At 45.2% G+C, this 23,639-nt stretch carries 21 protein-coding genes; 14 read left to right on the top strand and 7 right to left on the bottom strand.

The features are described from left to right. Positions 1 to 199: 199 nt before the first annotated feature. The 8 genes from ACVA58_RS09225 (at position 200) to ACVA58_RS09190 (ending at position 10,783) form a co-directional block, all read left to right on the top strand. Positions 200 to 913 carry a GntR family transcriptional regulator gene (locus ACVA58_RS09225; RefSeq protein ID WP_255043783.1) on the top strand — a complete coding sequence of 238 codons (714 nt, stop codon included), beginning with the start codon at positions 200 to 202 and terminating at the stop codon, positions 911 to 913. Further along, positions 910 to 1,779, top strand: coding sequence for a methylisocitrate lyase (gene prpB / locus ACVA58_RS09220; protein ID WP_446510139.1), 870 nt, complete (start codon positions 910 to 912; stop codon positions 1,777 to 1,779). The genes ACVA58_RS09225 and prpB overlap by 4 nt, the downstream gene beginning before the upstream one ends. A gap of 135 nt (positions 1,780 to 1,914) precedes the next feature. Further along, positions 1,915 to 3,090, top strand: a complete 1,176-nt coding sequence (gene prpC / locus ACVA58_RS09215) for a bifunctional 2-methylcitrate synthase/citrate synthase (RefSeq protein ID WP_446510138.1) — start codon at positions 1,915 to 1,917, stop codon at positions 3,088 to 3,090. Between the two features lie 79 nt (positions 3,091 to 3,169). Beyond that, on the top strand, positions 3,170 to 5,755 hold the full coding sequence (gene acnD / locus ACVA58_RS09210; RefSeq protein ID WP_446510137.1) for a Fe/S-dependent 2-methylisocitrate dehydratase AcnD: 2,586 nt from the start codon (positions 3,170 to 3,172) through the stop codon (positions 5,753 to 5,755). Positions 5,756 to 5,765: 10 nt separating this feature from the next. Then, the gene (gene prpF / locus ACVA58_RS09205) at positions 5,766 to 6,983 is read left to right on the top strand and encodes a 2-methylaconitate cis-trans isomerase PrpF (protein WP_446510136.1); all 1,218 of its coding nucleotides are present in this window, start codon (positions 5,766 to 5,768) and stop codon (positions 6,981 to 6,983) included. 136 nt (positions 6,984 to 7,119) lie between these two features. After that, a complete protein-coding gene (locus ACVA58_RS09200; RefSeq protein ID WP_446510135.1) occupies positions 7,120 to 8,994 on the top strand; it encodes a propionyl-CoA synthetase in 1,875 nt (624 codons plus the stop codon). 146 nt (positions 8,995 to 9,140) lie between these two features. Then, positions 9,141 to 9,449: a hypothetical protein gene (locus ACVA58_RS09195; RefSeq protein WP_446510134.1), complete on the top strand. Its 309-nt coding sequence runs from the start codon at positions 9,141 to 9,143 to the stop codon at positions 9,447 to 9,449. Positions 9,450 to 9,943: 494 nt separating this feature from the next. Continuing rightward, the gene (locus tag ACVA58_RS09190; protein ID WP_446510133.1) at positions 9,944 to 10,783 is read left to right on the top strand and encodes a (2Fe-2S)-binding protein; all 840 of its coding nucleotides are present in this window, start codon (positions 9,944 to 9,946) and stop codon (positions 10,781 to 10,783) included. 2 nt (positions 10,784 to 10,785) lie between these two features. On the opposite strand, the gene ACVA58_RS09185 is transcribed toward ACVA58_RS09190, so the two are convergent. Further along, positions 10,786 to 11,607, bottom strand: a complete 822-nt coding sequence (locus ACVA58_RS09185) for a bestrophin-like domain (RefSeq protein ID WP_446510132.1) — start codon at positions 11,605 to 11,607, stop codon at positions 10,786 to 10,788. Positions 11,608 to 11,810: 203 nt separating this feature from the next. On the opposite strand from ACVA58_RS09185, the gene ACVA58_RS09180 reads away from it, so the two are divergent. Beyond that, positions 11,811 to 12,242, top strand: a complete 432-nt coding sequence (locus ACVA58_RS09180; protein WP_446510131.1) for a universal stress protein — start codon at positions 11,811 to 11,813, stop codon at positions 12,240 to 12,242. A gap of 6 nt (positions 12,243 to 12,248) precedes the next feature. Here the strand turns inward: ACVA58_RS09180 and ACVA58_RS09175 are convergent, their stop codons facing one another. Then, a complete protein-coding gene (locus ACVA58_RS09175) occupies positions 12,249 to 12,776 on the bottom strand; it encodes a GNAT family N-acetyltransferase (RefSeq protein ID WP_446510130.1) in 528 nt (175 codons plus the stop codon). A 275-nt stretch (positions 12,777 to 13,051) separates the two neighbouring features. On the opposite strand from ACVA58_RS09175, the gene ACVA58_RS09170 reads away from it, so the two are divergent. The 5 genes from ACVA58_RS09170 (at position 13,052) to ACVA58_RS09150 (ending at position 19,250) form a co-directional block, all read left to right on the top strand. Continuing rightward, the gene (locus ACVA58_RS09170; RefSeq protein WP_446510129.1) at positions 13,052 to 15,313 is read left to right on the top strand and encodes a glycoside hydrolase family 3 N-terminal domain-containing protein; all 2,262 of its coding nucleotides are present in this window, start codon (positions 13,052 to 13,054) and stop codon (positions 15,311 to 15,313) included. A 511-nt stretch (positions 15,314 to 15,824) separates the two neighbouring features. Further along, positions 15,825 to 17,948: a glycoside hydrolase family 3 N-terminal domain-containing protein gene (locus ACVA58_RS09165; protein ID WP_446510128.1), complete on the top strand. Its 2,124-nt coding sequence runs from the start codon at positions 15,825 to 15,827 to the stop codon at positions 17,946 to 17,948. Positions 17,949 to 18,093: 145 nt separating this feature from the next. Continuing rightward, positions 18,094 to 18,576, top strand: coding sequence for a YhcH/YjgK/YiaL family protein (locus tag ACVA58_RS09160; RefSeq protein ID WP_446510127.1), 483 nt, complete (start codon positions 18,094 to 18,096; stop codon positions 18,574 to 18,576). A gap of 13 nt (positions 18,577 to 18,589) precedes the next feature. Then, complete coding sequence (locus tag ACVA58_RS09155) at positions 18,590 to 18,958, top strand: hypothetical protein (protein ID WP_446510126.1); 369 nt, start codon at positions 18,590 to 18,592, stop codon at positions 18,956 to 18,958. Between the two features lie 55 nt (positions 18,959 to 19,013). Then, positions 19,014 to 19,250, top strand: coding sequence for a hypothetical protein (locus tag ACVA58_RS09150; protein WP_446510125.1), 237 nt, complete (start codon positions 19,014 to 19,016; stop codon positions 19,248 to 19,250). 61 nt (positions 19,251 to 19,311) lie between these two features. Here ACVA58_RS09150 and ACVA58_RS09145 read toward each other — a convergent pair whose 3' ends face one another. The 5 genes from ACVA58_RS09145 to uxaC form a co-directional block, all read right to left on the bottom strand. Then, positions 19,312 to 19,812, bottom strand: coding sequence for a YgjV family protein (locus ACVA58_RS09145; RefSeq protein WP_446510124.1), 501 nt, complete (start codon positions 19,810 to 19,812; stop codon positions 19,312 to 19,314). A 64-nt stretch (positions 19,813 to 19,876) separates the two neighbouring features. Next, the gene (locus ACVA58_RS09140; RefSeq protein ID WP_446510123.1) at positions 19,877 to 20,527 is read right to left on the bottom strand and encodes a hypothetical protein; all 651 of its coding nucleotides are present in this window, start codon (positions 20,525 to 20,527) and stop codon (positions 19,877 to 19,879) included. A 76-nt stretch (positions 20,528 to 20,603) separates the two neighbouring features. Next, entirely contained in the window at positions 20,604 to 21,230 is a 627-nt protein-coding gene (locus ACVA58_RS09135) for a bifunctional 4-hydroxy-2-oxoglutarate aldolase/2-dehydro-3-deoxy-phosphogluconate aldolase (RefSeq protein ID WP_446510122.1), read from the bottom strand. A 37-nt stretch (positions 21,231 to 21,267) separates the two neighbouring features. Beyond that, entirely contained in the window at positions 21,268 to 22,209 is a 942-nt protein-coding gene (locus ACVA58_RS09130) for a sugar kinase (RefSeq protein ID WP_446510121.1), read from the bottom strand. Next, positions 22,206 to 23,630 (bottom strand): glucuronate isomerase, encoded by a 1,425-nt coding sequence (gene uxaC, locus ACVA58_RS09125; RefSeq protein ID WP_446510120.1) that lies wholly within the window; start codon positions 23,628 to 23,630, stop codon positions 22,206 to 22,208. The genes ACVA58_RS09130 and uxaC overlap by 4 nt, the downstream gene beginning before the upstream one ends. Positions 23,631 to 23,639 lie beyond the last annotated feature (9 nt).

The raw sequence follows: 23,639 nt of genomic DNA, 5'->3' as shown, positions 1-23,639 counted from the left end.
CATCGCCCATCGCCCATCGCCCATCGCCCATCGCCCATCGCCCATCGCCCATCGCCCATCGCCCATCGCCCATCGCCTTTTTTGCTAGATTGTCGACAATCTATACTAAGGTCTAATACATATTGTTAACAATTGGCTTGTAAATACGTCTTTATAGCGCTAAATTTGTTCAAAAGTTAATAAATTGTTGACAGTAAAGATGAGTAAACAAGATTTGAAATTGAAAAGTGTCGACAGTCACAGTGAAAAAGAAGGCACTAAGTCAGAAAACCTGACTGAGCAGTTGATTGATCAGATTGTGAGCGGCAGTTATCCGGCAGGCAGCAAGATTTCAGAGCCAGAATTGGCTAAGCATTACGGCGTAAGCCGTGGACCGCTTCGTGAAGCAATGATGCGCTTAGAGTCAATGGGATTGGTTGAACGTATTCCACATGTTGGTGCACGGGTAGTTGCCTTAAGCCAAGAAAAGCTCATTGAGATCTATTCGGTGCGCGAAGCTCTTGAAGGTATGGCTGCAAGGCTTGCCTGCGAATACATTACAGACGAAGAACTTATCGGATTAGAAGAGTTGCTCGATGCCCATCATCAACATATAGAGCAAGTTGAAGGTGCATCGTATTTTCATCAGCAGGGGGATTTTGATTTTCACTATAGGGTCATCAAAGCCAGTCGAAACACCAAGCTGATCAGTTTGCTTTGTGATGAGCTTTATCACTTGTTGAGAATGTACCGATACCAGTCGCAGCGTTCTCACTCTCGTCCAGAGCAGGCCCTAAAAGAACACTTCCATCTCCTTGGCGCGTTGAAAGAGCGTGATGCGGAGTTGGCTGAAATGTTGATGCGGCGCCACATAATGCGAAGCCGTCTATTAATTGAACAGAAATTGAAGCAGGATAAGGAGAAAGTCTCATGAGTCCAGGGAAACGCTTCCGTCAAGCGGTTGCCAACAATAATCCGTTACAGATTGTCGGTACGGTCAATCCGTATTGCGCGATGATGGCAGAGCAGGTGGGTCACCAGGCTATATATCTTTCTGGCGGCGGGATAGCTAATGCGTCATACGGCTTGCCGGACTTAGGTATTACTACCTTGAACGATGTATTGGAAGATGTCCGCCGGATCACTGCAGCAACAACCTTGCCATTGATGGTTGATATTGATACTGGATTTGGCGGTGCATTTAATATTGCGAGAACCATTAAAGAAATGGAGCGTAGTGGGGCTGCGGCAGTTCATATGGAAGATCAGGTTGCACAGAAGCGCTGCGGGCATCGCCCTAACAAAGCCATTGTTAGCCAGCAGGAAATGGTTGATAGGATTAAGGCGGCCGTCGATGCTAGGGTTGATAATGATTTTGTGATTATGGCGCGTACCGATGCTCTGGCTGTCGAGGGGATGGAATCAGCGATAGAGCGAGCTCAAGCCTGCGTTGAAGCTGGGGCAGATATGATCTTCCCGGAAGCAATAAACACACTAGAGCAATACCAACAGTTTTCAGATGCAGTAAACGTCCCCATTTTGGCTAACATAACCGAGTTCGGTCAAACGCCTTTGTTTAGTGCCGATGAACTTGCCGAGTGCGGTGTTGATATGGTGCTGTATCCACTGTCTGCATTCAGGGCGATGAACCAAGCGGCGCTGAATGTATACCAACATTTATTAAAGGATGGCCACCAGCGTAATGTCGTAGAGCAAATGCAAACCCGTGAAGAGCTTTACCAATATTTGGGCTATCACGACTACGAACAAACGTTAGATAAATTATTCAAGCAGCCTTAATACAGGCTAATACTAATAATAAAAAGAAATACAGGGTGCAATAACCTCTGGGGATCTCTTTATCTATAAAAATAACTGAAATAAAGAACATCCAATTTATCCAATATGTGAACTCAACTGAAGAAGGAGTCTGCTATGACTGCTATAGCCGTAGCTGATGTAAAGAAGGACGGAAAAGAATCTAAAGATGGCGCCATTGGTGGTGCAGGGTTACGAGGGCAAAGTGCGGGTGTCACGGCGCTATGTACGGTAGGTCAATCGGGTACCGGGCTTACTTATCGTGGCTATGACATTACCGATTTAGCCAATAACGCTGAGTTTGAAGAAGTCGCTTATTTATTATTAAAAGGTCAACTTCCGAATAAACAAGAATTACAACAATATAAACAAGCGTTAATGAATTTCAGAGGATTACCTGAAGCATTAAAATTGGTATTAGAAACAATCCCTGCCGATGCCCATCCTATGGATGTGATGCGAACCGGTTGCTCCATGTTAGGTAATATTGATCAGGAGCGAGACTTTTCTCAGCAGGATGAAAAAACAGACAAGCTGCTGGCGATGCTTCCTGCGATAATCTGTTACTGGTATCGCTACAGCCATGACGGTGTGCGTATTGATACCGCTAACAGTAATGAGGATAGCATTGGGGGCTATTTCCTCGAAATGTTAACAGACAAATCGCCGTCGGAATTGCATAAGCAGGTTATGCATTGTTCGCTGGTTCTGTATGCCGAGCATGAATTCAATGCCTCCACATTTACCGCCCGTGTTTGTGCCTCAACATTATCAGATCTTCACTCATGTATAACGGCTGCTATCGGTAGCTTGCGTGGTCCCCTTCACGGTGGTGCCAACGAGGCGGCAATGGCAATGATCGAACAGTGGCAGACACCAGATGAAGCCGAAGCTGGAATCATGGAGATGCTCGCCAACAAAGACAAAATAATGGGCTTTGGTCACGCGATTTATCGTGAGTCTGATCCCCGCAATGCTTTAATTAAAGCATGGTCGGAAAAACTGTCTACCGATGTTGGTGATACGCATCTGTATGCGGTATCTGAGCGTGTTGAACAGGTGATGAAGCGGGAGAAAGGACTATTTTGTAATGCCGACTTTTTCCATGCCTCGGCTTATCACTTCATGGGGATACCGACCAAGCTGTTCACCCCTATTTTCGTTATGAGCCGAGTAACTGGCTGGGCGGCCCACGTATACGAGCAGCGCGCCAATAACCGGATTATACGACCGAGTGCGGATTACGAAGGACCCGAGCATAAGGATTGGCTGCCGATTGAAGCGCGCAGTTAACGCTTAATTCAGACCTTGGGATAAATTAATTTCTTCGACATCTCAAGGTCTGCGAGCAGAACATTCACGGATGTAGATTATGAATATTAATACCAAATACCGTAAGCCTCTTGTTGGCAGCGGACTTGATTTCTTCGATACCCGAGAAGCCGTCAATGATATATCGCCCGGTGCTTATGAAACCCTCCCTTACACTTCTCGCGTATTGGCCGAGCAATTAGTTAGGCGTTGTGAGCCTGATTCGCTGACAGATTGCTTGAAACAAATCATCGAGCGTAAGCGCGATCTTGATTTCCCGTGGTATCCGGCGAGAGTGGTTTGTCATGATATTTTGGGACAAACGGCCTTAGTCGACTTAGCCGGGCTGCGGGATGCGATTGCGCTGCAAGGTGGCGATCCGGCGAAAGTGAATCCGGTGGTGGAAACGCAATTAATTGTCGACCATTCTCTGGCGGTTGAACATGCAGGCTCTGATCCTGAGGCATTTGATAAAAACCGAGCAATTGAAGATCGCCGTAACGAAGATCGCTTCCACTTTATCGAGTGGTGTAAAACCGCCTTTGAGAACGTCAGTGTGATCCCCGCAGGTAATGGCATTATGCACCAGATCAATCTGGAAAAAATGTCGCCTGTAGTTCAGGCCAAGAATGGCATTGCCTACCCGGATACCTGTGTCGGTACCGATAGCCATACACCGCATGTTGATTCCTTGGGGGTCATTGCCATCGGTGTCGGCGGGCTTGAGGCAGAGACGGTCATGCTGGGGCGTCCTTCTATGATGCGCTTGCCGGATATTGTCGGCGTTAATCTGACAGGAAAACGCCAACCGGGCATTACCGCGACAGATATCGTGTTGGCGATTACCGAGTTCCTTCGCAATGAGCGTGTTGTTTCGTCTTACTTAGAATTCTTTGGCGAAGGGGTACGAGCTCTCACCATTGGCGATAGGGCAACTATCTCGAATATGACGCCAGAATATGGTGCAACGGCGGGGATGTTCTATATCGATGAGCAGACCATTAATTACCTAAAGCTCACTGGCCGTGATGAGCAGCAAGTTGAACTGGTGAAACAGTACGCCAAGCAAACCGGTTTATGGGCCGACTCGCTCGATAGCGCCGTCTACGAACGTGTACTGGAATTCGATTTATCATCAGTGTCACGCAATATGGCTGGCCCCTCGAACCCTCATCGTCGCTTGCCAACATCCGAACTTGCCTCACGTGGGATTTCAGGTGAGTGGGAAGAGAAGGAAGGCGAGCTGCCGGATGGCGCGGTAATTATCGCAGCCATTACGTCTTGTACCAATACCAGTAACCCACGTAACGTTGTTGCAGCTGGACTGTTAGCCAAGAAAGCCAATGAGTTGGGCTTGGTACGAAAACCCTGGGTGAAGTCTTCCTTCGCGCCGGGCTCTAAAGTGGCCAAGTTGTACTTGGAAGAAGCCGGCTTGCTGACTGAAATGGAAAAGCTTGGCTTTGGTATTGTCGGTTACGCCTGCACCACCTGTAACGGCATGAGTGGTGTGCTGGATCCTGATATCCAGCAGGAGATCATTGACCGTGATCTCTACTCAACGGCTGTTCTGTCGGGTAACAGAAACTTTGATGGTCGTATTCATCCATATGCCAAGCAAGCGTTTTTGGCATCACCGCCTCTAGTGGTTGCCTATGCGCTAGCGGGCACGATTCGATTTGATATCGAACGTGACGCTCTAGGTACTGATAGTAAAGGCAATCCAATTTACCTCAATGACTTGTGGCCGAGTGATGAGGAGATCGATGCGGTTGTCGGTCAGCATGTTAAGCCAGAGCAGTTTAATCAAGTCTACATCCAAATGTTTAAACTGCATGCCGAGGAGTGCAACAGTAATCCACTGTATGACTGGCGTCCGAAGAGTACCTACATCCGTCGTCCTCCCTATTGGGAAGGGGCGTTAGCTGGTGAGCGAACGTTGTCGGGTATGCGTCCATTGGCGGTATTGGGTGATAACATTACCACCGACCATTTATCTCCATCCAATGCCATTCTGGCATCCAGCGCTGCGGGTGAGTATCTAGCCAAGATGGAAGTGCCCGAAGAGGACTTCAATTCTTATGCGACGCACCGCGGTGATCACTTAACCGCTCAGCGAGCGACGTTCGCCAACCCAAAACTATTCAATGAAATGGTCAAAGACAATGGCGAGGTGGTGCAAGGCTCATTAGCGCGTATCGAACCGGATGGCAAGGTGACTCGTATGTGGGAAGCGATTGAAACCTATATGAACCGCAAGCAGCCTTTGATTGTGGTGGCCGGTGCCGATTATGGTCAGGGTTCGTCCCGTGACTGGGCGGCAAAAGGTGTTCGTCTTGCAGGTGTCGAAGCCATTGTGGCCGAAGGGTTCGAGCGTATCCACCGCACGAATTTGGTAGGAATGGGGGTGTTGCCATTGCAGTTTAAGCCAGGTGCTGACCGTAATACCTTAGAACTTGATGGCACTGAATTGTACGATGTGGTTGGAGATATCCAGCCAGGAGTTGATTTAGCCTTGGTCGTGACTCGCGCCAACGGTGAAAAAGTCGATGTACAGGTAACCTGTCGCCTTGATACGGCAGACGAAGTGTCTGTTTACCAGGCTGGTGGTGTTTTACAGCGCTTTGCCCAAGACTTCTTGGCTCAATAGGGGGGAGACCATGACAAATTTAGCTCCTCAGGCAACAGACCAGTTACAAGCTCAATCTCAGATTAGGGTGCCTGCTACCTATATGCGAGGTGGTACTAGTAAAGGGGTGTTCTTTAATTTGGCGGATTTGCCACCTGACGCTCAGGTGGCAGGCGAAGCCAGAGATCAATTACTGTTGCGGGTTATCGGTAGTCCAGACCCTTATGCTAAACAAATTGATGGTATGGGCGGAGCAACATCAAGTACCAGTAAAACAGTGATTGTCTCTAAAAGCAGTAAATCGGATCACGATGTTGATTATCTGTTTGGGCAGGTTTCGATTGATAAACCTTTTGTTGATTGGAGTGGTAACTGTGGCAATTTATCTGCGGCGGTAGGGCCTTTTGCAATTCATGCAGGTTTGATTGCCAAAGAGCGCATTCCCACAAACGGTGTGGTTAAGGTGCGAGTTTGGCAGGTCAATATCGAGAAAACCATCGTGATACACGTACCTGTTGTGAGTGGTTTTGTACAGGAAACGGGTGAATTTGAGCTCGATGGTGTGACCTTCCCTGCCGCTGAAATTCAGGTGGATTTCATGGATCCGGCTGATAGCAGTGGTTCAATGTTTCCTACCGGCAATTTGGTTGATGATCTGGAAGTACCGGATATAGGTACGTTCAATGCTACCTTTATCAATGCTGGGATCCCAACAATTTTTATCGATGCTGAGTCACTGGGCTATATCGGTACCGAGCTGCAAGATGACATAAACAATGATGAAAAGGCATTGGCTATGTTTGAGCATATCCGAGCTTATGGGGCCTTGAAGATGGGGTTAATTGCTTGCCTTGAGGAAGCAAAGACCCGCCAGCATACGCCGAAAGTCGCTTTTGTCTCCAAGCCCAACACGTATCTGTCTTCGAGTGGAAAAAAAGTGGCTGAGCGTGATGTTGATGTATTGGTACGTGCATTGTCCATGGGCAAACTGCACCACGCCATGATGGGAACAGCAGCTGTCGCTATTGCTTCTGCAGCCTGTGTACCGGGTACGTTGGTGAACTTGGCCACGGGTGGTGGTGCAAAAGAGTCGGTGACGTTCGGCCATCCGTCCGGAACATTGAAGGTAGGTGCTCAGGCAAAACTGTCGAAACACGGCTGGAAAGTCGAGAAAGTCGTTATGAGTCGCAGTGCGCGTATTTTGATGGAGGGCTTTATACGAGTCCCCGCCACTGTTATTGGTAAATAGCGTTTTAGTCAGCGGTTAAATACATACTTTAATTAGCAATATCAGGATCAGGATATAAACCCAATCACGTCAAGGGCAATTGCAGCACCAAGGTGAATCGCAACTTGAAGTCATTGGGTAAACTTGAGGAAGCACTATGTCTGCATACCAGAAAGAATACCAGTTGGCACAAACGGCGCCGCAATCGTTTTGGCGGGATCAAGCGCAGAAACTTCCGTGGTACCGGTTTCCACAAAACATATTAAGCAACGATGAAAACGGCATAGAACGTTGGTTTGCTGACGGTGAACTAAATACGTGCTATTTGGCGTTGGACCAGCATGTCGAAGCGGGCAGAGGGAACCAAACTGCCCTGATTTATGACTCACCCGTTACCGGTACCAAAGTACAGTACAGCTACCAAGTGTTGAGGGATCAAGTTGCCAAGACCGCGGGTATGTTGGCCGAATTGGGCGTGTCGAAAGGGGATCGGGTCGTGATTTATATGCCGATGATCCCAGAAGCGGCGATGGCAATGCTGGCTTGTGCACGTATTGGTGCAATTCACTCTGTGGTGTTTGGTGGTTTTGCTCCCAATGAGTTGGCTGTCAGGATTGAAGATGCCGAGCCTACCGTCATTCTTACTGCTAGTTGTGGTATCGAAGTTAACAAGGTCATTCCCTACAAGCCATTGGTCGATAAAGCCATTATGGATAGCCGTTGGAAGCCTGAACATGTGGTTGTGTTCCAGCGTAATGCATGCCGCGCTGATTTATCTGAAGCGAGAGACTGTGACTGGCAAGCTTTGAAGCAAAAGGCTGAAATGCACCCTTGTGTGCCAGTCAAGGCTACCGATCCGCTTTATATCTTGTATACCTCAGGGACGACAGGTAAGCCTAAGGGTGTCGTGAGGGACAACGGTGGTCATGCTGTAGCCATGAAATACAGTATGGAGACCATTTACGATGTAGAGCCAGGCGATGTGTTCTGGACGGCTTCAGATGTCGGCTGGGTAGTCGGTCACTCTTACATTGTCTATGGCCCATTAATTCATGGTTGTACAACTGTGATGTTTGAGGGGAAACCGGTCAAGACTCCGGACCCTGCGGCATTTTGGCGAGTTTGTAATGAGTATGGCGTTAAGGTGCTGTTTTCCGCGCCAACGGCTTTCCGAGCTATTAAAAAAGAAGATCCTAAAGGTAGCTTGCTGGCTGAATATCCAATGACTAGCTTGAAAGCGATATATATGGCCGGTGAGCGATTAGACCCGCCAACTCTTGAATGGGTACAAGAGAAAACGGGCCGACCGGTTATTGACCATTGGTGGCAAACGGAAACGGGTTGGGCTATTGCCAGCAACCCGGTCGGCCTTGAGAGTTTTGATATTAAGCCGGGGTCTGCAACTATGCCTGTTCCTGGCTATGGCGTGGTCGTTCTGGATGAGTTAGGCGAAGAAAAACCGGCTAACCAGCAAGGATTTATCGCAATCAAAAGGCCATTACCTCCGGGGTGTTTGCCCACAGTTTGGCGCAATCACGATAGGTTTCAGTCAGGATATTTGAGCCAGTTTCCCAGTTACTATGTGTCAGGCGACGGGGGGTATATCGATGACGAGGGCTATTTGTTTGTTATGGGGCGAATAGATGATGTTATTAACGTTGCTGGGCACCGATTATCAACCGGTGAAATGGAAGAAGTCGTGGGCGGTCATGAAGCGGTTGCAGAGTGTGCAGTTATTGGTATTCATGATGAGCTGAAAGGCCAGTTACCCTTGGGACTGGTGGTGTTGAAAGATGGCTATTATTCAGCTGACGGTGTTATTGAAAAGGAATTGCTACAAAAAGTTCGGCACGAGATAGGTGCCGTCGCTTGCTTTAACCGCGCGCTGGTGGTTGATAGGCTGCCAAAAACGCGCTCCGGTAAGATCTTGCGTCGGGTAATAAGACAAATCGCCGATGGGGAGCAGTATGTGGTGCCGTCTACGATTGATGATCCATCGAGCCTAAGTGAGATTGAAAAGGCGCTGAGCTAATTAAATACTGAGCGAAATAACGTAATGAGGCGAGTATCCGCCTATGTAGTTGATGGTAAATGTACTGGAAGTTTTCTATGTGATCTTGATCATGTTTGGTTTGTGGACTATCAATAGAAACAGTGCATTGCGAAAAGGAGGATGCTATGCCTTTCAATTTTATAATCATTGGGTTCGCGCTTGCTGCCCTTGCGCTTGATAAACTTTCTATTTTTGATGATGACACCGCTGATTACGTCAACGTGCCAACGTATCACGTGAATAGTACTGTTGATAAAACACCTGAACTAGCATCAGAAAACAAACGAAAGGTATCTTATCCTGTAGAGCCGCTATCGCCGCGAAACAGCATTGATGAATATGATGCAATGATGACACCCAGTGGAGCGCCACATGCGTCGTTAAATGTAAAACAGGTGGTTCTGGGGGGGATGGTGGTACCTGCTAATTATTAAAAAAGCCACTTAAGTGGCTTTTTGATAGTCCTTTAAAAACGACATCCGCGCTTTACTTAGCGCAGATTGTGTTTTTGATTTAAGTTTTTGCCTAACCAGTTTGGCATCCTTACTCATAGTAATGTTCCTAATGCAATCCATGCACGTTTAACCAACGTTGCTAAATATTGATGTCATGAGCGATATAATGTGATATTAGTCCCAATTACTCGCTTCTTTTGCAGGTGAATATATACAAAAGTGTCTGTGAATTAAAGCTTTACGGTATTGCAATACGGTTAAAACCCATGGTTTCGTGATCTTTGTCACCTTTATGCCTTCTGGTTCTTATGCTGATGAGGAGTATGTGCGCGATATGTTGTTGCTGTGTTAAGCAGAGTCAGTACCCCTTGAACCAAAATGACGTTAAGATAGAATCAGTTCCGTTATAAATTACGGGCTTTAGGTTGATCACATTATCGCCAGCCTGCGTTCTTCCCGAAGTAGACTTAAAAATGACTTTATCAGCGCAATTAGCTCCCTTCTGGCTCGGAGAGCCAACACAACCAACACTTGAGTCTCAATTAGAATGGCTATTCCAGCGTGAGCCTTTCTTCCGCCTCCAATATGGTGAAGTGGGTCGACCACTGCCGGAGTGGATGGAGGGCAGACTTGATGAAACCATTCAGGCATTTAGTGACGATATTGCTACGAGACAAGCGGTAGGCGCCTCACTGTGGTTGAAAAGCTTTACAGCTCATTTGTGCTCAGGTCTATCAGCACTAAGACTCAAGTTTAACCGCGTTCCTATATTGTCTCTCGAGCAAATCAGCCTAGATGTGGCCACTAATGGTAAGTTAAAGCGAGTTGGTATCCCCGCAGATAGTTCTTTTTTCTGTCTTGAAGATGATCCTCTTGCACAAGAATCTCTGGCGCGAGTGGTTGAATCTGAGCAAGCGCTAGATCAGCATTTGTCTGACTTAGTGATAAAGGTCGGGCAATATTTGGCACCTCAATTTAAAACGCAAAAAGTTAACACCCCTCAGTTTTGGGGGGCGATAGGTTATGCGCTAGGATTAGTTTTCCAAAAGCTGACTCAGCATGGTTTTGATAAAGCGTTAATTGATCGCTTACAGCCTAAAGCGGATGCGTGGCTAGCGATAATCTTACCTGATTATGCCGAGTTAAACCGCGTGAAGGCAGTAAGCCAACGGAAAGTCGGTATTTACTACATTCGACGTGAAACTTGCTGCCTGAAATACAAATTGCATGGCAAGAAAAACTGCGCGACTTGCCTGCAACGTGAGCCTGCAGAACAACTTGCGCTTTATCAATCAAAAGTGCCGGTTTTATAACCCTATTCACTGAGTTTTAGTTTTCCCACATCATCGGGGTATAGCACTTTGTCCAAACTATCACGAAGATCCACAAGGGGCTGTTGGCTAATCTCGATGATACTTCTTACGGGCCTGTCGAGCTCGACGATTAAAGTTAATACCAAAGAAAACGCTAGCGCAAAGGGCAGGGCTGCAACCAATGCCCTGCCTTTATTTTGCGCGCCAACTTGAACGCCGTTCAACGCAATGGTCAGGAATGTCAAAAGTCCTAACGTAAACCAGATACTCACCGGGATCCTTCCCCTCAACCCTTTATTCACCCTCTCGGTATGTATATCAATAACTTCATTGAGTGAATTGATATACAACAGCAGTAACTCTGGTGATGTACTGCCATGTGAATCAATAGCTTGGGTCCATAGCTTGAGTTGCAGAACTTCGCTTTCTTTGATGATGTTATTTACAACCTGCTTTTTCTCTTTTGCATTTTCAACGACCCGTAATGTGACATATTCACGCAATAACTCTCGGCTGCGTGAACGATAAGGTTCAGTCAGTAAACCGGTACGAAGGATGGTAGTACCCACTGCATTGGCTTCCGCGAGAACCAGTTGTTTTCTTTCTGCTGATTTTGCCGCCGCCATACTAAAACTGATAGCGAGAATGAAGGCGAGTAGGCTGGCTAGTCCTGTGGCCATAGGGCTAATAGATTGGCTGTACTCGTTGGATGGAAAGCGAAGAGCTAAACGATATCCGAACTCGAACATCAGAGCAATGGCCCCGAAAATCAGTCCTAAGATGATAAAAATTGACAGAGAATCGATGAAGGATTCTTGATACATACAGTAACCTTGAAAAGAAACTCAACCAAACGTAATTGAACGGCACTTGGCCTGACAGGGCGAAACCAGTGATACATCAGGCATCTGGCTAACAGTATAGCGGCTCATGCTTGTCCCGATTCTTAGATGCGCAAGTATTACTCAGTTTGGTATAAGCTACACTCTTAGTGTTCTTACATCCTGTTCTCCTGAGGGGATAGCAAATGAAATATAAGCATGTTTTATTAGCTGTTAACTTTGATGCAAATGCAGAATACTTGGTGATGAAAGCCGCCGAGCAAGCAAAATCACATAATGCTTTATTGAGCATTATTCATATTGATCCTGATTTTACGGAATTGTATGAGGGCGTTAGAGAGTTTAATCCGACAGCGTTTGATGATTCGGTCCATAGTGAGTCTGTGCGAGAGATGAATGATCTTCTTGCCGGGGCAAACTACCCGATTTATAAACATATTTTCTATGCCGGGTATGTTGAAGACCAGATCATTAAAGCGATAGGGGAATTTGATGTAGATCTTCTGGTGTTCGGTCACCATGAATCAAGTTGGTTCCACCAATTGACGATATCAAGTAGTGAGCCTTTGTTAAGAAAAATGCCTTGTGATTTGTTGTTTATCAGGATCGATAAATAATGTGTATTAGCGCTCCAGAAAAGTTGTGACCGATTCCCAAGCATAAACAAATTCATCAACAAGGCTTCCTTCTGGAGCAACCCATTGTTGACTAATGATAGGTGTGCCACCCATGTAGTCATAAAAGTGTTGGGCGCTGATATTCTGTTTAAGCACTTCAAGGTAAGCGCCAGTGTGGGTGGCTTCTGATTGGATTATGTTCACAGCATGCTGAAGCAAAGCTTTGCCAATACCTTTTCCTTTGGTGTTTGCGGAAACATGGAGGTTTTCTATCAAGGTTCCATGCTTGATATCCTGATCGAGATAAATACAGATAAAACCCAGCAGCTTTTCGTTCTCTAACGCGACATAGATTCGTTGGTTTTCACTAGGCCGGTTAAGTCGTTGCTGCCAAATATTCCCACGCTCCAGGAATACGTCTTCAGAAAGGTATTTTTCTTTAAGTAATCCAGCGTAGACAGACTGCCAGCTTGTCGCATGAAGTTGGGTAATATCTATTTGATGCTTGTTTTGCGCTGATTTGATTGTAATCACGAAACCTCCTTGTCTCTACTGAAACTCTACTTCACTATATTGATATTACTTCAAAAAATTCCTTCTGCAATATCAGCTTTACCGTGTCGGTTCTGTGACTGCACAGCAAATCAAATAAATAATTTTATTTGTAAATACTATATCGTGATCAAGGTACACCAAAATAATAAACTGGTTGATCTGGGTCGATTTATTAACATCAATTGGTTAACCAATAGGCGGTGAAGAGTAATATTTATCGTGTTTCCAGTATTATATAAATATAAAGGCACATAATGAAAAAAACATTCTTTACCCTAGCGCCTGTAGCAGTGGCACTCATTCTTGCTGGTTGTAACTCCTCATCGAGCTCTAACGATGGCAAGGATGACCTAGTTCAACCGGTTGTCCAATCTCGAGTTCATGATCTTCTCGATATTGATGGTTACCAATTCCGTGATGCAAATGGTGATGGTGAGCTTGCACCTTATGAAGATTGGCGTTTGAGCTCTGAAGAGCGTGCTGCTGATTTGGTCAGCCGTATGACGCTAGAAGAGAAAGTCGGCATGATGTTGATCGATACATTGAATGCCGAAGCGTACGGTTATATTGGTACAAAACATCAAGACTTTGTTAGCCGCCAGAAGATGAACCGCTTCATTTTCAGAAACAATATCCTTACCCAAGAAGAAATAGATGCGCTAACAGATGAAGAGCGACAAGATGGAGGCGCTGCAGGTGGTCCTGGAGGTCCGAACTATGTAATTAGTCCAATGGAAGCGGCTCAGTATATGAATACCATGCAAGAGATGACTGAACGTACGCGTTTGGGGATCCCGGCACTATTCAAATCAAATGCGCGTAACCACATAGATCCTAATGCCAAAGCGGGTATCAACGTAGACTCCGGTGCTTTCTCTGCGTGGCCAAAAGAGGGTGGGCTGGCAGCAACAGGGGATATGGAGCTTATCGCTGAATTTGGTGAAGTGATGCGTGCCGAGTGGAATGCTATTGGTCTGCGCGGTATGTATGGTTATATGGCTGATTTGGCAACTGAACCTCGTTGGTACCGTGTGCATGAAACCTTTACCGAAGACGCCGATTTGGCTTCTGACATTATGACATCCTTGGTTGGTAACCTACAGGGTAAAGAAGTTGGGTCTGAGAGTATCGTACTTACTATGAAACACTTCCCGGGTGGTGGCCCACAGTTTCTTGGCTCGGACCCCCATTATATAGCGGGCCAGCATCAGAGCTACCCTGCAGGTAATTTTGACTATCACGTTAAGCCTTTTAAAGCCGCAATTGATGCTGGTGTTGCGGCAATGATGCCTTATTACGGTATTGTTGGTGGTGGTGAGTGGTCAATCAATAACCCTGATAATGAGACAGAAATGGATGCGGGTGGTGTGCTTCTTGGAGAGCTATTACATGACCGTGTGAAAGATACCGTGCGGGTGCCGAACAATGATTACTCTACAAACGTAGGCTCTCCGGCAGGTAATGTTGGCGTTGCTTTCTCAAAAGGTATTTTGGATGGTCTTTTACGTAAAGAGCTAGGCTTTAGCGGTGTGATTAATTCAGATACGGGCATCATCAATGATCAGAATGAAGTACATACGGATTATGAGAGGATGCATAACAATCGTGCTTGGGGCCTACAGGATAAGAACAAGACCGAGCAATTTGTTATCGCGATGGAAGCTGGTACCGACGTATTCTCAGGCTTCAGTCGTAATGATGAAATCCGTACAGTCGTTGAGCAGGGCTTAGTCTCTGAAGAGCGCATTGATGAATCGGTAAAACGCCTACTGAAGGTACAATTTGATTTAGGACTATTTGAAAACGCCTATGTCGATGCCGAGAAAGCGAATGCTATTGTTGGTAACGCGGATTTCCAGGAAAAAGCACAACTAGCCCAGCGTAAAGCCGTGGTAATGCTTGAAAACCAAAATGCAACGTTGCCATTAGAGACTACTTCTAGCTTGTTTACTATGGGGATGGATGGTGAAATCGCCAAAGAGTACGGTTACGATGTCACTATTGGTGATGACGATGATGGCAATAAAATAGCCGATGCGAGTGATAGCGACCATGCATTGATTCGTGTACGAGTTGACAATATTCCAGCATCTTTCGACCCCGCGAACCCTCGCGCTTTAGCGTTTGGTGGCTCAGACTTCGATGAATTGTCAGTGCTTGATTTCACTGGCATGGCAGAGTCTAACTCTTGGGTAATCACTCCATCCCTTGAAGATATCCAAGCGGTAATGGCAGAGATTGGAGCTAAGAATACCGTGCTTTCTGTGTACTTCCGTCAGCCATATGTACTTGATGGTACAAGCGGCCTGAAAGACGCAGGTGCGATTCTCGCAACCTTCGGTTCGGATGACCGTGCGGTTATGGATGTGGTTAGTGGCGAGTTCAATCCACAAGGTAAACTACCATTTGCCCTAGCTAACAGCGCTGAGGCAATTATCAATCAAGACTCTGATGCACCAGGTTATAAAGATGGTGATACGCTATATTCATTTGGGTATGGCCTAAGCTACAAGTAAATTGATTTATCAATGAGTTAAGGGCCTGGTAGTTACCAGGCCCTTTTTATATTTTCTACCGTGACGAAGTTTCGCAGGTTTTTGCTTGGCTGATTAATTTACTCTAGACGAAGCCTTGAGGGTCGTTTTGGTAACATATTGTTACTGGATGACTTGGAGTTGGCAGCTCGTGGTAGACCGCTGGGTAATGCAAGATTGATGTTTGTCGTGTGCGGGTTTGGCTGTAATCACGAAACCTCCTTGTTCCAACAGTTATTTTTCAAATGTATTGTTGATATTGGTTAAAAAATAAATTGTTCTATCATATACCGGCTTTCTTGCTTAGTTTCTGTGAGCTAAAAGCAAAAAATATATTTAATATTTGTCACAAATTCGACGGCGTGATCAAGGTAAACCAAAATGACAAACTGGTTGATCTGGATCGATTTGTTAATGTGAATTGGTTAACCAATGGGCGTTGAAGTGTATTATCTACTGTGTTTCCAATATTCTAAAAATATATAGGCACATAATGAAAAGTACACTTTTTACCCTAGCGCCAGTAGCAGTGGCACTCATCCTTGCAGGTTGTAACTCGTCGTCAAATTCTAATGATGGCAAAGATGATTTGATCCAACCGGTTGTCCAATCACGAGTTCATGATCTTCTAGATATTGATGGTTACCAATTCCGTGATTTGAATGGTGATGGTGATCTTGCCCCGTACGAAGATTGGCGGTTGCCCGTAGATGAACGAGTAACGGATTTGTTAGGCAGGATGACGCTGGAGGAAAAGGTTGGACTAATGTTGATCTCTACTCATAACATGGGTCGAGATAAGCTTGGGCTAGCGGATGGACGCCTAAATGAAGAGGACAAGGTTAGTTCGTTTAATCCTTTTAACCCAGCGGTTCCAACACTGGCCCCAATGATGTCTGAGTCTGGGGCAACCGCAGGTATCAAGCAGAGGCATCTACGACGGTTTATTGCCCGAGACAATGAGTCAGCCTTTATTTCAGCCTTATGGGCAAATAATTTGCAGAATGTTGCAGAAGACACCCGTTTGGGAATCCCTGCTTTGATCACTTCTAACCCACGTAATCACATTTCAGCAGATGCTGGAATCGGAGTGAGTGTAGGTGAAACGGCTTTCTCGGCTTGGCCTGGAGAACTGGGTTTGGCTGCAACTCGTGATGCGGAGCTTGTAAAAGAGTTTGCAGAGATAGCAGCACAAGAGTGGGTATCGGTTGGTTTAAGAAAAGGGTATCAATATATGGCTGACATTGGTACCGAGCCAAGGTGGGAAAGAGTTGAAGGGACATTTGGAGAAGATGCTCACCTTGCAGCAGATATGATTAAAGCTATCACTGAAGGATTTCAAGGTGAAAAGCTAGGTACGCATTCGGTGGCATTGACTACAAAACACTTCCCTGGCGGAGGCCCTCAGGTTAATGGTGAAGACCCGCACTTCCATTGGGGACAAGAACAGCACTACCCTGGAGGTATGTTCGATTATCATCTAATTCCATTCCAAGCGGCAATTGATGCAGGAACTTCTTCAATCATGCCGTATTATGCTATGCCTATCAACAGTACAAGTGATTTAGATTTTGATTTTGATGAAGTCGCTTTTGCCTATAATAAGGCAATAATTACAGACTTGCTTCGTAATGAGATGGGCTTTAAAGGGATAGTTAACTCAGATACTGGACCTATATTTTGGCAACCTTGGGGAGTTGATGATAAGAATCTCAATGAGCGTTATACAACAGCGCTTGAATCTGGAATAGATTTGTTCTCCGGTAATGCAAACCCTGAATATCTTTTGGAAACTGTTAAGTCAGGTATGATTTCAGAGGAGCGTATTGATCAGTCCGTTCGTAGGTTGCTGACAGAGAAGTTCGAATTAGGCATTTTTGAAAATCCTTATGTTGACCCTGATTTAGCAACTAAAGTTGCGGGTAATGAAGATTTTCAGGCCAAAGCAGATGTTGCTCAGAGAAAGTCTATTGTATTACTCGAGAACACCAAATCTATTTTGCCGCTGAAGCCTAATACGAATGTTTACATTGAAAAAATATGGTCTGACAAACAATGTACGGGCGGGATTAATCCAAGAGGTGAGGAGGCTGAAGCAACTATATCAGCCAAAGCTAAATTGTTTACAGCAAGTGATGAAGTACAACAAACAAACTTAGCTCGGGCTGTTAAGGCTGACCAGTCAAGCTCTATCAATATTGTAGATGATGTGGATGATGCCGATACGGTTGTGATGATGGTTATTCCGAATAACTGCGGACTTTTCTCTGCATCTGAAGAGCCAATTTCATTGAAGCTGTCTGAAAACAATATTGATGTCGATTATATTAATGATATGGCAAGCTTAAAAGATACGGTGATGGTGGTTAACTTTACCAGTCCATGGTCATTGGAAGAAATCGACAGTGGGAATCTTCACTCAGTATTAGCGACATTCGGCACCTCTGATGCAGCAATTTTTGATGTGTTAACTGGTGAATTCAACCCGACAGGTAAAATGCCGATTTCAATACCTCTAACACAAGCTGATGCTGATAGTAATGATTCAGATGTACCTGGACATATGGATAGCAAAATGCAACTGCGTTGGAAGTTTGACGATGGACTATCGTATTAAGAAATAAATTTGATTAACTTTAAAGAGCCTGATTCTATCAGGCTCTTTTTTTGATCTTGCTCTACTAATCAATAATGATTGGTCAACCAATTGCTTAAAGTAATATATAATAATGAAAATAACGAGATAATCATACGAGGTGTTTGTGTACAGAGGTAATTTATGCTCTCTGGATAGCTATCGTCATATTCCATTTAAATTGACCGAAATAATCCAAGTAGTAAAAAGAAAAATTCAAACAAGAACTGAAGAAGGAACCTATCCTATTGTTGGCGATGATGTTTTTTACTTTATCGTTGAGGATGAAACTAAGCCTATTGCTGATACAAGAGCAGAAATTCACGACAAATACTTGGATGTCCAAATCATATTGGTAGGTAAAGAATGCTTCGGATATAGCAAACATCCTCTTAATTCAATTGAAGAGGATCTGATCAAGGAAAGAGATGTTGCATTTAGCAATGATATAAAGGATGAGCAGTTTGTTACTCTATCTCAGGGTGACTTTATTATTTTTAATACTAAGCAACCGCATCGCCCTCTTGTTGCTACCAACAAATCAGAGAAGATAAAGAAAGCGGTCATAAAAATTAATAAAGAATATTTAAGTAAATTTTGCGAGGTTTGAAATGAACACTTATATGAACATGTTGGAGTGGGATGATGATTCTATTCCGCATCGATTGTGGATAGAGCGGCTTGACAATAATCATACTCGACTTTGTATGAAAATTGTCAAAGATGTTGAGCCTGAATTGCTTTACCTTGATTTACCTGTTCGTCAGGAAAATGTACTAGGAGCTTGGCAGGGTAAGGTGTTTCCCGTGTCAGATGAATTTAACGATGGTGTACTCTATTCACAAGTAAGAAGCCTTTTTAACTTAAATGAAGGCTGTGTAGTCTGGATGGTTAATCATATTCAACTACCAGATGGTAAAAAAATGTCTGCAGATAAACTAGCATTAATTCCTAATATGAAGCAGAATAATGGTTCGCTAATGGCAATATAGTCTCCATGGTAAATACTTGCACCTATAAACATTGTAAAATATACAGAGCTGCACTATGAAAAAATGGGAGCGAGTAGACAATCGTGCTTATAGAGCTTTCTCTCGTGCGTTAGAGGGGGAAGGATATCTTTCTTTGGCATCGATAGTTTCCAGTCAGAAAAAAGTGACCAATCAGCAGTTAGATAACTTCTCACTAAGAAAAAAATATCAAATGAATAAGATTCAGTCTTCATATGAAATTGTATATAGTAATAAAGTATACAATTTCAATATTAAAAGAGGAGGCAGGTAGTAGATGATACTACCATCTATATCATATCGTGTGAAACACCAAGCTAATACTTGGTGTTTTATTATGCGATGTTTACTTTTTTTACCATGCTTGTTATTGTGTAAATATTAACAATGATAAATGTTGACTCCATTAGCGTCCCGCCAATTGAACCTAACAATAAATTATTTGTTAGCCAACAAAATGAATTAAATAATATAAGAAATCTAAGTTTAATACCGTCAACCCTGAACAATCCCCATGTAGCAACAGAGGCACCAAATATCGTCAGGAGTTCGTAACTATTTTGTAGGCTTGGCAATCCCATTAACCAAAGTAAGCTAATAAAAAACCACATGACTTTATGTGATTTCGTTTTTGTTGAAGCATAACTTCTAAGAGCACTTATCCCACAGCCAAATGCAGCGGTAAAAGCGCCCATTAAAATGAAATGACTGCATAAAATAACTTGGAAAATCGTAAGGTGTATGCGGAATCGAGTACCATCTTGATGAAGAAATGCCGATGCCCCGACCAAAAAAGCAAATAGGCCAATACTCTGTGCAAAATCAAGTTCTAACATAACATCCCCAAAAGTACTTAGTGTGCTGATAACAAACTCTTTCTATGAACAATCTTTCGCTAACCTAGTTTTTGGGTAAAAAAGAGGTGATGGCCTTGCAGCACAACTCAGGGCTAGAAAGCACAGGTGCTGGTGGATTTTTGATATAATCAAGTGAAGGGGCCATAGAGGCTTGGGCAAGTACAATATTATCGTATCTACTGACTTTCTGTTCCACATATTCTGCGATGACTTTGGCATAAGAATCTGCATCGCCATTGGCATAATGAGGCCAAGCGTTTGGAATAACGGCATAAGAGATATCAGGCGATGTACCTTGCTGCTGAGCACATTGTTCTAATAGGGCTAGAGTCGGTTCAATGGTACTTTCGAGAGCGGCGAGGACATGGATTTTTTTTGCGGTGACGGCTAGTTCTGCCATTGGGCGGTCAACACGGATCACGCGAGAGCGAATGTTGCGTGTCTGCTCTGCGGCGTCACCAATGGTTGAACATGTGCAGATGATAATATCAGCGTCTTTAGCTGCAATGTCTTTGATTACTTCCTGTACAAAGCTGATGACAGTGTCGCTCAAACCATCTTCCATCGCTTTACTGAGCAATTGTTCGTTCACGTGATGGGTGATCGTGGTGTTGGCATCTTTCAGGTATCGATCGATATAGGGGCGAAATAGCGCCTTATTGGCTTCTAATGTATAGAGAAAAGCTATTTTCATTGGGTGTAATCCTTAGCTGAATAAGCCCTAAAAGAAAGGCTTCCCAAAGGAAGCCTTAGCAATTTAACGTAATTGGTTATGCTACAAGATCGGCAGCTTCACGAGCAAGGCGACCGATTTCATCCCAGCGGCCTTCATTGATCATCTTCTTATCTACCATCCAGGTTCCGCCGCAAGCGAATACGCGGTCAATGGCAAGGTAGTCTTTAACATTTTTAGTATTTACACCACCCGTTGGCATGAACTGGATTTGCGTATATGGGCCAAGTAGTGATTTAACCATATTGATACCGCCAGAAGCTTCTGCTGGGAAGAACTTCAAGGTCGTTATACCCATTTCAATTGCGGCTTCAACCGCACTAGGGTTATTAACACCTGGAACGATATCAATGCCCAACTCTTGGCAGGCTTTAACCGTACTCGGGTTGAAGCCAGGAGAAACCACAAACGTCGCACCGGCTTCCTTGGCGGCAATGGCTTGCTCGCGGTTCAAAACCGTACCTGCGCCAATCAGCATATCAGGCTGAGCTTCTCTTAATAGGCGAATGGCTTCAGCTGCTGCATCTGAGCGGAAAGTGATCTCTGCTGCTGGTAGGCCGTTTTCAGCCAGTGCTTTACCCAATGGAATAATATCTTCCGCGCGATCAATAGCGATCACAGGAATGACTTTAATTTGCGCTAGTTGCTGTGCTGTTGTGCTCATTGTTGAGTCTTCCTTTGTTCTTGCTCTGTAGAGTGGGTTATTCGTTGAAAAACTGAATGTGTGCCATTGCTTCAACTGGGATAATCGCGCCTTTATGCTGGATCACCGTGCCAGCTAGTTGATGGCCTTGCTCGGAACATGCCACCGGTGATTTTCCCTGGAGTAAGCCAGCCATGAAACCGGCATTGAATGAATCACCTGCTGACGTTGTATCTATGACCTCTTTTACTGGTGTTGTCGCGACAAACGTGCGCGTTTGCGTAGTGAAATCCTCAAAGTAGTTACCTTTGGCTCCCATTTTCACAACGGCTTTTTTGACCCCTGCCAATTTGAGTCTTTCTAAGGTGGCTTCTTCGCTGACATCACCCCATAGGTTGGCTTCATCGTCATTGGTAACCAGCGCCAGTGACGTAACGGCAAATATTTGGCGATAACATTCACGGGCTTGCTCGGCTGAATCCCATAGAGCTGGGCGGTAGTTGGAGTCGAAGAGTATCTCGACTCCTGAGTTTGCAAGTTGGCCAAGTAGGTCAATAAGCTGCTGGCGATCTTGGTGAGGTAAAATAGCTAAGCTTATTCCGCTCAGGTAAACCATATCCATTTTTGTTAGTTGCTCAGCAACACGGGCAAATTCTGGATGCTGCATCATATAACGGGCCGCAGACTGGTTGCGCCAATACAAGAAGGTACGCTCGCCCTTTTCGTCTAATTGGATCAGGTACAGTCCCGGTTGGCGAGAGCCGTCTCGTAGTACCAACTCAGTTCCTACCCCTTCGTGTCGCCATCGCTGTAACATACCTTCGCTAATCGCATCGTTACCAAGGGCAGAGACATACTCAATGTGAGCTGTTTGGCCTGCTGTACGAGCCAGATAGACGGCGGTATTCAGCGAATCGCCACCATATGTCTGCTGCATATCACCAAACGGTGAACCATTGAGCTCGATCATGCACTCGCCGATAAGGGCTATGCGTTTCATGCTTGCTCTCCAGGAAGGGTGAAGTAGCGCTTGGCGTTGCCGAAGCAGATATCCTGTACCATATTGCCGAGCATGTTGATGTCGTTAGGCACCTCACCATTCTCTACCCATTGACCAATCATGTTGCACAGAATGCGACGGAAATACTCATGGCGTGTATAAGACAGGAAGCTACGTGAGTCGGTCAGCATACCTACGAACTGGCTTAGTAGGCCAAGTTGCGACAATTGCTCCATTTGGCGTTGCATACCGTCTTTCTGGTCGTTGAACCACCAACCAGAACCGAACTGTACTTTGCCGGCAATACCACCGCCTTGGAAGTTACCGATCATGGTTGCCATCATTTCATTGTCACGCGGGTTCAGGCAGTAAATAATTGTTTTTGGCAGCTCATTGCTGAAATCCATGTCATCCAGAAGAGAGGCCAGCTGGAAAGCAAACGGACGGTCACCAATCGAATCAAAACCGGCATCAGCGCCAAGCAACTTGAACATACGCGTACTATTGTTGCGTTGGGCACCAATGTGTAGCTGCATTACCCAACCACGCTTAGCGTATTGCTTGCCAAGCCAGACTTGCACCGCGGTGCTGAATTGATCGACTTCTTCTTCAGAAAGTACTTCGCCAGCCAGACGGCGAGTGATCATAGTGTTCAGTGCTGATTCTGACGGGACTTTGCCGTAGCGTACGATTTCGATGCCGTGGTCTGCTGCGCGACAACCGTGCGCTGCGAAGTGATCTAGGCGGCGATCAAGGGCTGTCAGTAAGTCAGCAAAACAGGAAATTTCGATATCGGCGGTTTCGCCTAGAAGCTGCATATATTCAACAAAGCCGTCTAGCTCGATTTTGAATGCACGATCTGGTCGCCAGCTTGGGGCGACTTCGATGTCACAGCTTTGATCTGCAGCAATGGCTTTATGGTGTTCTAGTGAGTGAATTGGGTCATCGGTTGTGCCCGCCATGACCACATTCATCTGTTTCATAATGCCGCGAGCTGAAAATTCTGGGCTAGCTAGCATTTCATTACATTCGTGCCAAATACCTTCTGCTGTCTCAGGACCAAACAGTTTACCGGTCATACCAAATGGGCGGCGAAGCTCAAGGTGGGTCCAGTGGTAAAGTGGGTTGCCCAGTGTTTGAGGGACGGTTTTAGCCCATGCCATGTACTTATCGAAATCAGATGTTTCTTTGCCTGTAATTAAGGCTTCAGGGATACCCGCTGCACGCATACCACGCCACTTGTAGTGATCGCCTTCTAACCACATTTGGCCAATATTATCGAAGCGACGGTTCTCAGCCACTTCTTGTGGGTTCAGGTGGCAGTGGTAGTCATAAATTGGCATGTCCTTGGCGTAATCATGGTAGAGCACGCGCGCAATTTCGTTGGACAGTAGGAAGTCATCACAAAGGAAGTTTTTCATCAGTATTGG

This window comes from Photobacterium sp. DNB22_13_2 (assembly GCF_052873915.1).
This window is presented reverse-complemented; position numbering and strand designations above follow the sequence as displayed.

What these genes read in the sequence shown, in the direction of transcription:
- ACVA58_RS09225 (WP_255043783.1), top strand. Translation starts at nt 200, where the DNA reads ATGAGTAAACAAGATTTGAAATTGAAAAGTGTCGACAGTCACAGTGAA.
- prpB (WP_446510139.1), top strand. Translation starts at nt 910, where the DNA reads ATGAGTCCAGGGAAACGCTTCCGTCAAGCGGTTGCCAACAATAATCCG.
- prpC (WP_446510138.1), top strand. Translation starts at nt 1,915, where the DNA reads ATGACTGCTATAGCCGTAGCTGATGTAAAGAAGGACGGAAAAGAATCT.
- acnD (WP_446510137.1), top strand. Translation starts at nt 3,170, where the DNA reads ATGAATATTAATACCAAATACCGTAAGCCTCTTGTTGGCAGCGGACTT.
- prpF (WP_446510136.1), top strand. Translation starts at nt 5,766, where the DNA reads ATGACAAATTTAGCTCCTCAGGCAACAGACCAGTTACAAGCTCAATCT.
- ACVA58_RS09200 (WP_446510135.1), top strand. Translation starts at nt 7,120, where the DNA reads ATGTCTGCATACCAGAAAGAATACCAGTTGGCACAAACGGCGCCGCAA.
- ACVA58_RS09195 (WP_446510134.1), top strand. Translation starts at nt 9,141, where the DNA reads ATGCCTTTCAATTTTATAATCATTGGGTTCGCGCTTGCTGCCCTTGCG.
- ACVA58_RS09190 (WP_446510133.1), top strand. Translation starts at nt 9,944, where the DNA reads ATGACTTTATCAGCGCAATTAGCTCCCTTCTGGCTCGGAGAGCCAACA.
- ACVA58_RS09185 (WP_446510132.1), bottom strand. Translation starts at nt 11,607, where the DNA reads ATGTATCAAGAATCCTTCATCGATTCTCTGTCAATTTTTATCATCTTA.
- ACVA58_RS09180 (WP_446510131.1), top strand. Translation starts at nt 11,811, where the DNA reads ATGAAATATAAGCATGTTTTATTAGCTGTTAACTTTGATGCAAATGCA.
- ACVA58_RS09170 (WP_446510129.1), top strand. Translation starts at nt 13,052, where the DNA reads ATGAAAAAAACATTCTTTACCCTAGCGCCTGTAGCAGTGGCACTCATT.
- ACVA58_RS09165 (WP_446510128.1), top strand. Translation starts at nt 15,825, where the DNA reads ATGAAAAGTACACTTTTTACCCTAGCGCCAGTAGCAGTGGCACTCATC.
- ACVA58_RS09155 (WP_446510126.1), top strand. Translation starts at nt 18,590, where the DNA reads ATGAACATGTTGGAGTGGGATGATGATTCTATTCCGCATCGATTGTGG.
- ACVA58_RS09150 (WP_446510125.1), top strand. Translation starts at nt 19,014, where the DNA reads ATGAAAAAATGGGAGCGAGTAGACAATCGTGCTTATAGAGCTTTCTCT.
- ACVA58_RS09145 (WP_446510124.1), bottom strand. Translation starts at nt 19,812, where the DNA reads ATGTTAGAACTTGATTTTGCACAGAGTATTGGCCTATTTGCTTTTTTG.
- ACVA58_RS09140 (WP_446510123.1), bottom strand. Translation starts at nt 20,527, where the DNA reads ATGAAAATAGCTTTTCTCTATACATTAGAAGCCAATAAGGCGCTATTT.
- ACVA58_RS09135 (WP_446510122.1), bottom strand. Translation starts at nt 21,230, where the DNA reads ATGAGCACAACAGCACAGCAACTAGCGCAAATTAAAGTCATTCCTGTG.
- ACVA58_RS09130 (WP_446510121.1), bottom strand. Translation starts at nt 22,209, where the DNA reads ATGAAACGCATAGCCCTTATCGGCGAGTGCATGATCGAGCTCAATGGT.
- uxaC (WP_446510120.1), bottom strand. Translation starts at nt 23,630, where the DNA reads ATGAAAAACTTCCTTTGTGATGACTTCCTACTGTCCAACGAAATTGCG.